Below are 13400 nucleotides of genomic sequence, written 5' to 3'. Positions count from 1 at the left end.
TTTTAATTATAACATAAAATTTGTAATTTTTTATATGTCATTTCTAAATAATCCTATTATTTTTTATTTTTATAGTTATTTTTTTAATACATTAATAACTAAAATTAAATGTATTATTATTCCAGTTAATCATACAAAAAAATATTACGGTGATTCAATGTACTTTATTGGCAACTCAGTAAATTACATTCTTCACCGTAATATTAAAAAAGTATTTTTTAGGTAATTGTTTAAGACCTTTTATAAACTAAAATATCTTTGTATTCCTTACTACTGTTAAAGTGTAAAAAATATAAAATATTTTAGTCTATGGATTTTTTGTATAATGATTAATTATACAATGCAACATTTAAGCTATTAATATTTATTCTTAACTCTTTGTAGAGTTAATTGCTTTAATTAAACTCTTAGGGAGTCTAGTTCCTTGAATATTTGCTGAGTAGCATTAACACTTCTACATAAAACTAGAATATGATTTTTTTTAGCTACTGTTCCAGCTATTCTTCCATCACCAAGCCTGTCTATAAACTCTCCAATCAAACTAGCCATACCATCTAAAGTATTAACTGATATGAAATATTCTTGCATAGATATGCTTCTTACAGAACTCTTAAATATATTTTTAAACTTTTTTATAAACTTGTCTTCCTTTGTAACTATATATCTATGCTCATGATTTTCAAAACTTTTTCTAATTATATTCATCTCATGAAGATCTCTTGACAAAGTGGCTTGAGTTACATTTATTCCGCATTCTTTTAACTCAATTATTAATTCTTCTTGTTTACAGATACATTTGCTCTCTATTATATCTAATATTACTTCATGCCTTAAAGATTTCTCTAAATTACTCATAATATCTCCTTTGCTCCCTTTAACCCTGTATGTATGCTATATAAACAATGAAATTAATATATATGGGCAATTTTATTTAACTATTTTTGTTCCTGATTCTCCTCTTAAAGCAGCTTTAGCATTAGTTAAAGATGCAATTATAGCTACCTTTTTGTCTCCGCTTAGTACAAACTTCTTACAAGCTTCAACCTTTGGAAGCATACTTCCTGGTGCAAATTGACCTTCTTCTATATATTTATCTACTTCTTCTAAATTGATTTCTTTTAAAGCCTTTTGATCTGGCTTGTTGAAGTTTACACAAACTCTATCAACTGCTGTTAAGATTAATAATGCATCTGCATCTAATATTTCAGCTAATTTTTCAGCAGCAAAGTCCTTATCTATAACTGCTGGAACTCCTTCTAATCTATCCCCATCTTCTACTACAGGGATTCCACCGCCTCCGCAAGCGATTACAATAAAGCCACTATCTACCATAGTTTTTATAGCTTCTTTTTCTACTATATCTACTGGCTTTGGTGAAGCTACAACTCTTCTGTATCCTCTACCAGCATCTTCTTTCATAGTATATCCTTTATCTTTTTCTAACTTTTCTGCTTCCTCTTTTGTATAGAAAGAACCTATTGGTTTAGTTGGATTTTTAAAACCAGGATCATTTTTGTCAACGATTACTTGAGTTGTAATTGTATCTACTGATTTTTCAATTCCTCTTTTTAATAGTTCCTCTCTAATTGTGTTTTGAAGGTGATAACCGATATAACCTTCTGAAAAAGCACCCACTACATCAAATGGGAATAATGGATTTCCATTATCAACTTGATGAGCTAATTCAATACTTGCTAATATTTGTCCAACTTGAGGACCATTTCCATGAACTATTGATACCTCATGTCCATCTTCTATTAAATCAGCTACAGATATAGCTGTTTGTCTACATGTTTCTAATTGACCTTCTGCACTTTTATCCTTTGAATCCTTTTGTAATGCGTTTCCGCCTAATGCTAAAACAATTTTCATAAGTCTTTTCCTCCTTCATCTTTCTAACTTTACTCTCTAAGTTTCCATTTTATTTTTAATCTAAATAGTTATTGTTCCGTTAAATAACATTACTATTGCTATAATTGCTATAACTAAAACAATTATTGCTAGTATTTTTTCTTTTCCTACAAATACTTCTGCATCTTTATTATTCTGTTTCTTACCAATGTAGAAGAATATAATTCCTACTGCATATAATATGAAACATAATAATAAATATTTAAGTCCTGCTGCATAGCATAGCCATATAGCGTAAACGGTTGCTATTCCACCAAAAATTTTATCTCGAGTTCTTCCTGTAGGATTTTTATCGTAAGTTTCACCTGTTAGTGCTAACTTAAATCCATACATAGCACTTAAAAGATAAGGTACCAATATAGCTGTACTAGCTACAGAGTATAAAGCTTGATAAGTACTGCTTGCTACTAAAGTTAATATTAAAAATGCTTGTACTAATAAATTAGTTATTATTAATGAACCACTTGGTGTTCCCTTTTTATTTAATTTAGCAAAGACTTTAGGTAATACCCCATCCTTAGCTGCTACATAAGGAATTTCTGCTGCAAGTAATGCCCATCCAAGAAGTGATCCAAATAATGAAATTATCAATCCTAAATTTATAAGAACTGCTCCCCATTTACCAACTGCAAATTCAAGAACATATGCCATTGATGGGTTTTCAAGACCTGAAAGTTTAACTCTGTCCATAACTCCAAGTGCCATTAATGTTATTAACATATATATTATTAATGTTCCTATAAGACCAAGTACTGTTGCCTTACCTACGTCGCTTTGTTTCTTAGCTCTTCCTGAAACAACTACAGCTCCCTCAATTCCTATGAAGCACCATAATGTTACTAGCATAGTACTCTTTACCTGTGTTACAATTCCGCCTAAATCACTTGTACCCCAAAATTGGAAAGTAAATTTATCAAAATTAAACATAAATAATGAGATAACTATAAATAAGAATATTGGAACCAACTTAGCTATAGTAGTTATAAGATTTATAAGTGCTGCTCCACTTACCCCATTTAATATTAGTAATGTAAATGCCCAAAGTAATACTGATGCACCAATAATAGATGCTACGTTATTTCCTGCACCAAACATAGGTAGGAAGTAACCTACTGCTCCAAATAGAAGTACTGAATAAGATACATTTCCTATCCATGCACTTAACCAATATCCCCAAGCTGAATTAAATCCTATGTATTCTCCAAACCCTGCTTTCGCATAGCTATAAACACCACCTGTTAATTCAGGCTTTCTGTTAGCTAAAGATTGATAAACAAATGCTAAAGCTATCATACCAATACCTGTTATAATCCATCCTATTATAACTGCTCCAGTACCAGCTCCCCTTGCCATATCTGATGGAAGGTTAAAAGCTCCGCCACCAATCATAGAACCAACTATTAAGGCTGCTAATTGAGCAAATCCTAATTTTTTTGGTTCATTATGTTGCTCTGCCATATAACTTCACCCACTTTCATATTATTAAAAACAGGGCAGCATTTATAATACAATGAAAGGAAAATTCAGTTATTAAAATTAAATAATTTAAATGCTAATTATTCCTTAGATGATATTATAAATACGGCCCCTTAAGAAAATTTATTATCTTCCAGCAGTTGCTACCATTACTGCTTTGATTGTATGCATTCTGTTTTCAGCTTCATCAAATACAACTGAATTTTTACTTCTAAATACTTCATCTTCAACTTCTCTTATATCAAGACCTAATCTATCCATCATATCTTTACATACTTCTGTATCTTCATCATGGAATGATGGTAGGCAGTGCATGAATAAAGTATTCTTATTTCCTGTTTTATTCATCATTTCTCTAGTAACTTTGTATGGAGTTAATAATTTAACTCTTTCTGGATATAAGCTTTCATCTTCACCCATTGATACCCAGATATCAGTGTAGATAACATCTGCACCCTTAACTGCTTCATCAACATTTGAACTAAATTCTATAGTTGCACCAGTTTCTTTTGAGTATTCTTGCATTTCTTTAAGAATATCTTCATCTGGTTTTAAGCTATCTGGTCCAAGAGCTACAAAGTGCATTCCCATTTTAGCTGCACCATACATTAATGCATAACTCATATTGTTTCTTGTATCACCAGTAAATACTAATTTGATTTCACTTAATGGTTTATGTGCATGTTCTTCTATTGTTAAGAAGTCTGCTAATATTTGAGTTGGATGGTCAGCGTCAGTTAATCCATTCCATACTGGAACACCTGCATGTTTAGCTAATTCTTCAACAGTTGATTGTTTGAATCCTCTAAATTCAATACCATCATACATTCTTCCAAGAACCTTAGCAGTGTCTTCTATTGATTCTTTTTTACCCATTTGTGAGTTAGTTAAGAATGTTACATGAGCACCTTCTTCAGCAGCTCCACATTCAAAAGCACATCTTGTTCTAGTTGAAGTTTTTTCAAATAGTAAAACTACATTTTTACCTTTTAAGCTATCTCCTAATATTCCAGCTCTCTTTTTAGCCTTTAAATCATGAGAAAGATCTAATAAATATCTTATTTCTGCTGGTGTAAAGTCTTTTAATGTTAAAAAGCTTCTTCCTTTTAAGTTAACTGCCATTTTTAATTCCTCCTAATATTAAATATTCTTACATACATTATTTTGTAGGTATGAGAATATTAACTTTTTTTTAAATTTCTAATAGTAAATTACTAGTTAAATGTTATTTTATAAATCTTCTCTTATTAGAGGCATTGACATACATCTAGGGCCCCCTCTACCTCTTGATAATTCAGATGAAGGTATAACGTGTAATTTGATTCCTTCTTTTTCTAATATTTCATTAGTTACATAGTTTCTTGAGTAAACTACAACTTCTCCAGGAGCAATAGCAAGTGTATTTGAACCATCATTCCATTGTTCTCTAGCAGCTATTATTTCATCTCCGCCACCACATTTTATTAATTTAATATCTCTATCTAGATATTTCTTTAATATATTTTCTAAAGTATCAACTTCTTCTGTTACAAGTAGTTGTCCATCATTTTCTGGATCTTTAGTTAATGCATAAACTTCTAAAGGTCCTACTATACCAGGGTGAACTGTAAATTTATCATAATCTACTTGAGTAAATACTGTATCTAAATGCATAAATGCTCTTGATACTGGTATTTTAAATGCTAATACAGTTTTAAAACTTGTATCTGGATAGTAAAGTAACTTTTTCGCTAATTTTTCAACTGATGCTGAATCAGTTCTTTGTGATATACCAACTGCTAAAATTTCTTTTGAAAGTATTAATTCATCTCCACCTTCAAGAGAAGTTTTATCATTTCTATTAAACCAGAATGGAATATCCTTTCCTTCAAATCTTGGATGATGTCTAAATATGTATTTAGCAAATATTGTTTCTCTATTTCTTGTATCTGTTCTCATGTGGTTTAATGTAATACCATGTCCAATTGTTGCAAATGGATCTCTTGTAAAATAAAGATTTGGCATTGGATCACATACAAATGGATATACATTATTTACTTGGTCATATAATGATTCTCTGTGGTAATCTTTAAGCTCTTCCTTTCTTACCCCAGCCATCATCTTATCAACCATTGCTTTATTATCACTAAATGAGTTGAAGTATTCTATTAATGCTTCTTTTAATCTTTCGCTTTCAACTCCAGCCTCATCAATAAATTCACTTATAAATTGTTGTTTAACCTCATCACTAGTTTCTATTGCCTCAGCAGCAAGAACTTCTAAATAAAGCACTTCTACTCCTGCTTCTCTTAAAGTTTGTGCAAAAGCGTCATGTTCTTCTCTTGCAACTTTTAAGTATGGAATGTCATCAAATAGTAGTCTATCTAATAGATCTGGTGTTAAGTTTTCAATTTCTTCTCCAGGTCTATGTAATAGAACTGTTTTTAATCTTCCTATTTCAGAAGTAACATTTAATGCTCTGTCATCTCTCATAATATACCCTTCCTCCTTTTAACTTTTATAACTTTGTAGGTCCTTGTCCGTCCCACACCTATATTATACACCCTCAACAAAACGATTACAAACCATAAAATGGGAATTATTGTATATAACTTTTTATTTTTATTCAGAAAAAATATTATTTAATAAACCGGTTAATCAAGCAAATTTTGTAAAATCCATATATTACAATTGATACCAATAATTAATTTTTATTGAATATATGATGTATATTTGATGAATAATATTTTTAAAAAATTTTAATATTAAACCCTTTTCATGATAAATTCTCCCTTAAATTTAATATAAATATTTCAAATTCTTCTTACTTTTTCTATAAATTCTTATCTTAATAAATAATAAAAGTTATATTTTTTTAGTTTAATCTATTCTTAAAAAAACTATTGATAAAAATAAAAACAGGTAAGTTTTCACTTACCTGTCTAATATAAAAAATTCAATTTTGACTAAAAGTATTCAGCATTACTTTTTTCTTATTAATCTATTAAACTAAATACAAATCTTATTTATATATTAATATCTATTTTATTTTCTTCTAACTATTCTAACTCCATAAGGCTCTATTTCCATTTCCTTAGCTACCTTTTCACCAGTTACCATATCTGTTAAATCAAGATCTTTAATGTCTATTGTTTTTTCCTCTGATGAGAAGTTCATAAAGAATACAAACTCGTTCTTTTCATCCATACGAACTTGAGCATTAATTCCCTTTGGTAAGTCAATTTCTATAGCTCTCTTTAAAGTTAACTTCTTAGCTAAGCTTGAGTAGAAATCTGATAAGAACTCATCATTATTTCTAAATGCTATATAGTAAGCTTGTCCTTCTCCAAAGTTGTTGCAAGTTAAAGCTGGCATTCCTTTGTAGAAGTCTGTTTTGTATGTTGCAAGAACTTCAGCTCCTTCTGAGTGAATTAAGTCACAGAATATTCTAGCCTCATATTCACCTTTCATTCCTAAGCTATTGCCTTCTTCAACAGAAACATAGTTTACATCTTCATCATAAAGTGCATCTAATTCTTCTGCCCAGATTCCTGTAACTTTCTTTAATGGGCCAGGGAATCCTCCTAAGAAGCAAAGGTCATTTTCATCAACAATACCACTCCAGTAAGTTGTTACTAAAGTTCCTCCATTTTTAACGAATTCCTCTAATCTTTCTCCAACACCTGGTCTTACCATATAAAGCATTGGTGCTACAACAACCTTATATTTTGAGAAATCGCAATCCATGTTTATAACATCTGTTGGAATTGACATATCCCAGAAAGCTTTGTAGTGCTTTTGACAAGTTTCAAAGTAATCCTTTTGCTCTATTCTAGGACCTTGAGCATCATTTATTGCCCAGTAGTTTTCCCAATCGTAAATAACAGCTACTTGTGGTTCTACAGAAGTTCCTATTACATCATCAAGTTTTGATAGAATTTCTCCAACCTTAGTTACATCTCTAAATACTCTTGTATTTTCATGTCCACAGTGATCAACAACAGCTCCATGGAACTTTTCTGATGATCCTCTACTCTTTCTCCATTGGAAGTATTGAACTGTATCTGAACCATGTGCTACAGCTTGAAGAGAAGATAAAACATGCATTCCTGGACGTCTAAGTTTTGCAACTGGTTGCCAGTTTGTTGAACTTGGAGAACTTTCCATCATCATAAATGGCTTACCATTTAAAATTGCTCTATTTAAGTCATGAACAAATCCAATTCTACTTCCTTCGTGGTCATCTGTTCTTTCACCATGCCAGTAAGGATAGTTATCCCATGATACAACATCTAAGTAAGGAGCAAACTTCCAGTAATCTATTCCTCTAAATAATGAAATATAGTCATGGAAGTTAGTAGTTACAGGAATATCTGGTGTGATTTCCTTTAATATGCTTCTTTCATGCTTGTAATAATCTAAAGTTTGGTGAGTAACAAATCTCATCCAGTCTAAGTTTAATCCATGAAGAGCTGGTTCTCCATGAGGAGCTGGCGCTTCTATTTCATCAAAGGAAGCATATGTATGGCTCCAGAACTTAGTCCACCAAGCTTTATTTAATTTATTTATATCATTATCATATTTCTCTCTTAAGAAATCTCTAAAAGCTTCTTCACATAAAGGACAGTAACATTGACCTTCAAACTCATTTGAAATATGCCATAAAATTAAAGCTGGGTGATCTTTATATCTTTCAGCTAATAATCTGTCTATTATAGCAATTTTCTCTCTATATATAGGAGATGTATAGCAATGGTTATGACGCTCTCCATATAAGTTTCTTACTCTGTTTTGAGCAACTCTTAAAGTTTCTGGATACTTATGAGCCATCCATATTGGCTTAGCTCCACTTGGTGTAGCAAGTATTACATAGTTTCCATTCTTGTGCATTAAATCCATGATTTCATCTAACCATTCAAAGTTAAACTTACCTTCCTCTGGCTCTAACATTGTCCATGAGAATATGCCTACAGCTACAACATTTGTATGAGAAAGCTTCATTAATCTAACATCTTCTCCCCATATGTTAGGCATATCAATCCATTGCTCTGGGTTGTAATCTGCTCCATGAAGCATTTTTGTTACTTTAGAACTTATTGGTCCATAATTTTTCAAAATAATCCCTCCATCTTACCAAGTTAATCATTTTTTTCTCTTATTAATCTATAAAGCAAATTGTGTATTTCTAAATAAATTTATAGTTATAGGAATAAGCTATATTTTTATAGCTTATTCCTTAATTGATATCTTTTATAATTTTGTCATTACTTTAATTAAGCTATTTCTGAAACCTCTTCTTGATCCCATTCATTAGCTACAGCTTTTCCAACTTTCTTTTCATATTTTCTCCAGCATATTTCAGCAAAACCTAAGAAGAATACTAATCCTAATACATTGTATAAAAGTATAAATACAGGATTTGTTGCTCCTTCTGCTAATGTTCCATTAAAGTAAGCTGCAAAGTCTTGTGGAGCTGGAATTGAAGATATTACAAATACGAATACGAATAAAGCAAGTAATAGTACTCCAATTGCTATTCCAAAGTTTTTAGATCCAACTTTAAATGATCTTTCCATATGGTCTTTCTTAGCTCTTAATACAATGTATCCAACTAAGAAGAATAATACTGGAATTAATGAAGTTGAAGCAGTCATGTTTATTAACATTTCAAGTAAGCTATCAACTGAACCTATTCCTAAAGCTGGTACTAATAGTAATACTGTTACTATTACAGCTTGTACATATAAAGCATTTACAGGAGTTCCTTTTTTATCTGTTTTAGCAATCCATTTACCAAAGATTCCTTCAGGAATTTCAGAGAATAATACTTTAACAGGTGCTGCAGTCCATAAAACTAATGAACCTAAAGAAGCAAGCATCATTATGAATCCAACTATGTTAGTTATTATGTTACCTACTCCATAGTTTGCACCTAATATTGCAAAGGCATCAAATAAACCATTTGAGAAATTACCTTGTAATACTTCTGAAGGTACAACTAAACCTACTGAAACAGCTCCAAGTGCATATAGACCACCAACTATAGCAGTTGAAATTACCATTGTTCTTATGAATGTTTTATTTCCACCCTTTACGTCTTTAATATATACACCTATACTTTCAGCACCACCTACTGCTTGTAAAATCCAAGCTAAAACCATGAAATATGACCAGTTAAACTTAGGCATAATAGTTTCTGCTGTGAATTCTTGAGCTGGAGCTTTTCCTAAGAATAAAATAACTCCGAAAGATAATACTATGAATCCTAAACCTAAAATTATTCTAGCTACACCAGATATACTTGTTATTTTTGAAATCCAAGATACACCCTTAGTAGAAATTATAGTTACTGCCCAGAATAATACTATTGATATAACAGAAATTAATACTGTTTTTCCATCAAATACGTTTCTACCAACAAAGGTATAAGATGCATAAATTAATATTTTAGGTAATAATGAAGTAAAGAAGAACAAGTTAACAAAGAAATAAGACCATGATCCTAAGAAAGCCCATCTTGCTCCTAAAGATTTCTTTATCCAACTATTTATACCTGATTCAGAATCTGAACTAGCTGAAGCAAACTCACCAATCATCAAAGCAAATGGTAAAAAGTAAAATACTGTACCAAATATGTATGATGGTATTGTAGCTAGTCCAATATTTACACTACTATCAATTATGTTTCCGAATGAAAATACCGCCGTAAATGTCATAAGCATTAAAGCCCCTGAACTAAGCGACCTTTTTCTCTCACTCATCTTAAAAATCCCCCTCATATTTCATATTTTAAGTATAAAGTTTCCTTAGGAAACGTTTTCTGACATTATAATATCATTTTTTGTAGAAATGTTAATGTACAAAATTTGAATATTTAGTAAAAAAACTATAATTTTACTAAATTATTTTACTAAATCATCCTTAGTTAAAATATTTTTAACATTAAGTATTATGCATAATATTTATAAAAAGCTCTATTTATTAATAAATCACATAAAAATATTGTTATTTTTTAATATTTTATCATTATTTTCTAAATAAATTAACTTATTAATAATCAAATGCAACCACCTCTTTTATTTCTTTAAGTTTTTTAGTTAAAGTTTACTCTTTATTATTTATTAGGGGTTAAACTTGATTTTCTGTGAATTATATTGAAATTTAGTTTTTTATTTATTATTATCCTTAATAATTTATTATAATTTATATTTTTTTGATTTTATTGGAAAATAATTTTGAAGAAACTTTATAATTAATTGTTTTTGAAGAGTTTATGTAGAAGTATAGCCCATTAAACGATCACTAAAATTTTTACTTATTAAGTATTTGCTATAACTAAAGAAGAAAATTCTTTAAAAAGTATTTTTCTACATTTAATTTTAGAAATTATTAGTAAGCTAAAATAAGTTAAAATTAAATTTTTAGAATAGAATTATATAAAAAGATATGTATTAACTTTAATTAGCTTTTATTTACTTTAATTAAAATAACTTTGTAATTTAAAATTAAAAAATAGAGCTATAATTTCCTTAATGAATCATAACTCTATCTTCTTTAAATTGTATCCCCTTACCCCATCCTCGCTTATTATTAATAGTCATATGGTTGTAAATTGTAATTCTTAAATAGTACCCATGTAACTTGTTTGAGCATAAATTATAAAATAAGTATCTGCTCCTAGATACATGTATAATCACCTTTTTCCCCAGGTTAGGATTTATGACCTCCTTAATAAAAGCTACCAACATTTAAACCTCTATTTAATTAATCTATTATCTAGTTTAAACTAGGAATAATTAACTTTATAATTTAGATGCTTTTATTCCATTAAATCTATTGTCCAGTTTAAACCTTGCAGTTTAGTGTCTAGTTCTCTATATTCCTTAGAATATTTATTTATTTCTCTCTGTAATTGATCTACCTTCATTGCAGAAAATATTTTTATTTCAGTTTGAGAGTATCTATTTACTTTTACTGTAGCTTCTTCAGCTATTTCTTTTAATATGCTTATCTTCTTTCCAAGCATATCTCTTTTTACAATCAAATCAGAAATACTTTCATTATTACTAGTTATGTAATTACTATTAGTTTTATTAATCTTTAGAATTAACCCCTCTAATTCACTTACTTTTAACAGTATCTCATCATATAGTGTATATGGGTTCTCAGAGGGTTTCTCACCTTCTTGAACTAGTAAGTTTTGATTTATTCTATTTTTTAAACTCATTAATTCTTTTTGTAAATCTGCTCTTAAAATCAATGCCTCAGCTAATTTCATTTTAATTCCTCCAATAAAAATTTTATTAAACTCGGCTTCATAAACACTTTTTAATTCATATGAATCTAATACATGTAAACCAAATTTATTGTATAGTAATGTCCAAAACAAATCTAATATTTACTTTATTATAACTCTAAAATATGAAATAAAAAACTGATTTTAGACTAGCTAAAATCAGTTTTTACTTTAGTTTAATTGTAAGTAATACTAGATCCAGGGTATAAAGTTGTTCCCCATATTGAAACATTTATATTATTTGTTAATGGAACATCATATTCACTTATAACATCTCTCCACCATTCCCAAGCAAGGCCTGTACACTCTCTTGCTTTTATTCTTATATTTCTTGCATTAGCTTCAAGAGGTATTACTGTTGAATAGTGAGCTGTTTTATCTTGATAATTTCCATCCCATGTTTTATGAGTTAAAACTTCATTTCCTTCTTTGTCATATGAAACTTCATCCCAGGCTACTTCAAACTGTGCAACATAGGCTCCACTATGATCTAAGTTTATTTTTCCCTTAGAATACTCTGTAGAAGTTGTTTCTATATAATCTGTTTTATTGTGAACAGCAGCAACTGAGTTATCTTTTAAGAAAACACTAGTATAAGATATTGGATATGCTGGGTTTTTTGTACTAAAAGTTGCATTGTCTTTAATTACTTTTCTTATTTCATCAAAGTCTTTAGTTACAACTTTGTTATGTTCTTGTGCATCTCCTCCTAAAACTACTGCTGTGAAGGAACTATTTTCATAAATATCTTTATATTGTTGACTATTTTTTATATCAGTGTTCTTTATAAGAGCTTTGAAAGCAGCTTGTACATCTTTACTACTAGAAGTAGTTTCTAACTTAACATATATTGTTCTTCCATAAGCTACATTTGAAACCATAAGTGGAGGTGCTTCATTACTTACTCCCTTTTGTTTTAAATCATTAAATGTAACACTGTCATCAAAAAGATCTGATGGATTCTTAGGTAAATCTGCACTTACTGTATAGAATATTTGTTTATATGCTAAAATCATAACTTTTTTCTCATTGTTTGCTACTGCATTAAAGTCTACTCCAAGTGAGTTTTCAAGGACTTTAGCATTAACATTAAGGGCACTTGATATTTGTGATTTACTATAAACCATAGATTCTGAATATTGAGTTCTTGCTGGTAAAGTATGTGTAGATGAATACTTTTCATTCCACTTAGATACTAATTCATCAATTGCTCCAGAAACTTTTCCATAGGTTGGATCATCAACCTTTATACTATTTTCGCCCTTTAATCCTGGTAAATCTATATTAATGTTAATAGGCTTTCTTTTTACCATTAAGATTGTAGGTCTATTTTCCACAAATGCTTTATCTGCAAGTTGTAATGCTCCTGGATATGTACGGTCATTTACAGAATCAATTATTGATATATCTACTGGTGATGTTGTAAGGGATCTTTTTTGACGTTCTACAACTATAAATTTATTACCAGCTTTTTTACCTTCCTTTGGAACAAAGCTTTCAATTTTATCTCCATTACTAGCTAAAACTTCATTTCTATTGTAACTTAAACTTGATATTCCAGAATCAATACTTTGATTTTTATCTGTTATATCCTTTGAGAAACTGATTACTGGTTGAGAAAACAGACATAAAGCCATTGCAATACTTGCTATTAATTTTGTTTTCTTAAATCTTATCATAATATAAATCCCCCTTTTTTTAATTTTCCCCTCATTTGTTAAGTTCATAAATCCTAAAA

The 13400-nt window shown here is 29.7% G+C and carries 9 protein-coding genes; all 9 read right to left on the bottom strand.

Translation table 11 applies throughout. The features are described 5' to 3' along the window. Positions 1 to 399: 399 nt before the first annotated feature. Positions 400 to 855, bottom strand: coding sequence for an arginine repressor (locus CPF_RS00840; RefSeq protein WP_003457490.1), 456 nt, complete (start codon positions 853 to 855; stop codon positions 400 to 402). A gap of 72 nt (positions 856 to 927) precedes the next feature. After that, positions 928 to 1872, bottom strand: a complete 945-nt coding sequence (gene arcC / locus CPF_RS00835; protein ID WP_003462795.1) for a carbamate kinase — start codon at positions 1870 to 1872, stop codon at positions 928 to 930. A gap of 60 nt (positions 1873 to 1932) precedes the next feature. After that, positions 1933 to 3369, bottom strand: a complete 1437-nt coding sequence (gene arcD / locus CPF_RS00830) for an arginine-ornithine antiporter (protein ID WP_011009652.1) — start codon at positions 3367 to 3369, stop codon at positions 1933 to 1935. Positions 3370 to 3513: 144 nt separating this feature from the next. Next, positions 3514 to 4509, bottom strand: coding sequence for an ornithine carbamoyltransferase (gene argF, locus CPF_RS00825; RefSeq protein ID WP_003462779.1), 996 nt, complete (start codon positions 4507 to 4509; stop codon positions 3514 to 3516). Positions 4510 to 4617: 108 nt separating this feature from the next. Further along, positions 4618 to 5859: an arginine deiminase gene (arcA, locus tag CPF_RS00820; RefSeq protein ID WP_003462829.1), complete on the bottom strand. Its 1242-nt coding sequence runs from the start codon at positions 5857 to 5859 to the stop codon at positions 4618 to 4620. A 552-nt stretch (positions 5860 to 6411) separates the two neighbouring features. Next, positions 6412 to 8481, bottom strand: coding sequence for a beta-galactosidase (locus CPF_RS00815; RefSeq protein ID WP_011590091.1), 2070 nt, complete (start codon positions 8479 to 8481; stop codon positions 6412 to 6414). A 158-nt stretch (positions 8482 to 8639) separates the two neighbouring features. Then, positions 8640 to 10127, bottom strand: a complete 1488-nt coding sequence (locus CPF_RS00810) for an amino acid permease (RefSeq protein WP_011590090.1) — start codon at positions 10125 to 10127, stop codon at positions 8640 to 8642. 1058 nt (positions 10128 to 11185) lie between these two features. Then, a complete protein-coding gene (locus tag CPF_RS00805; protein ID WP_003452597.1) occupies positions 11186 to 11644 on the bottom strand; it encodes a DIP1984 family protein in 459 nt (152 codons plus the stop codon). Between the two features lie 194 nt (positions 11645 to 11838). Beyond that, positions 11839 to 13341: a cholesterol-dependent cytolysin perfringolysin O gene (gene pfoA, locus CPF_RS00800; protein WP_003462918.1), complete on the bottom strand. Its 1503-nt coding sequence runs from the start codon at positions 13339 to 13341 to the stop codon at positions 11839 to 11841. Between the last annotated feature and the right edge of the window lie 59 nt (positions 13342 to 13400).

The organism is Clostridium perfringens ATCC 13124 (assembly GCF_000013285.1).
Classification (GTDB): Bacteria; Bacillota; Clostridia; order Clostridiales; family Clostridiaceae; genus Sarcina; species Sarcina perfringens.
The sequence above is the reverse complement of the archived record's forward strand: the minus strand, read 5'-3'. Positions and strand labels throughout refer to the sequence as shown.

Excerpts from the sequence above, each read along its gene's own strand:
- CPF_RS00840 (WP_003457490.1), bottom strand. The coding sequence starts at position 855 with ATGAGTAATTTAGAGAAATCTTTAAGGCATGAAGTAATATTAGATATA.
- arcC (WP_003462795.1), bottom strand. The coding sequence starts at position 1,872 with ATGAAAATTGTTTTAGCATTAGGCGGAAACGCATTACAAAAGGATTCA.
- arcD (WP_011009652.1), bottom strand. The coding sequence starts at position 3,369 with ATGGCAGAGCAACATAATGAACCAAAAAAATTAGGATTTGCTCAATTA.
- argF (WP_003462779.1), bottom strand. The coding sequence starts at position 4,509 with ATGGCAGTTAACTTAAAAGGAAGAAGCTTTTTAACATTAAAAGACTTT.
- arcA (WP_003462829.1), bottom strand. The coding sequence starts at position 5,859 with ATGAGAGATGACAGAGCATTAAATGTTACTTCTGAAATAGGAAGATTA.
- CPF_RS00810 (WP_011590090.1), bottom strand. The coding sequence starts at position 10,127 with ATGAGTGAGAGAAAAAGGTCGCTTAGTTCAGGGGCTTTAATGCTTATG.
- CPF_RS00805 (WP_003452597.1), bottom strand. The coding sequence starts at position 11,644 with ATGAAATTAGCTGAGGCATTGATTTTAAGAGCAGATTTACAAAAAGAA.
- pfoA (WP_003462918.1), bottom strand. The coding sequence starts at position 13,341 with ATGATAAGATTTAAGAAAACAAAATTAATAGCAAGTATTGCAATGGCT.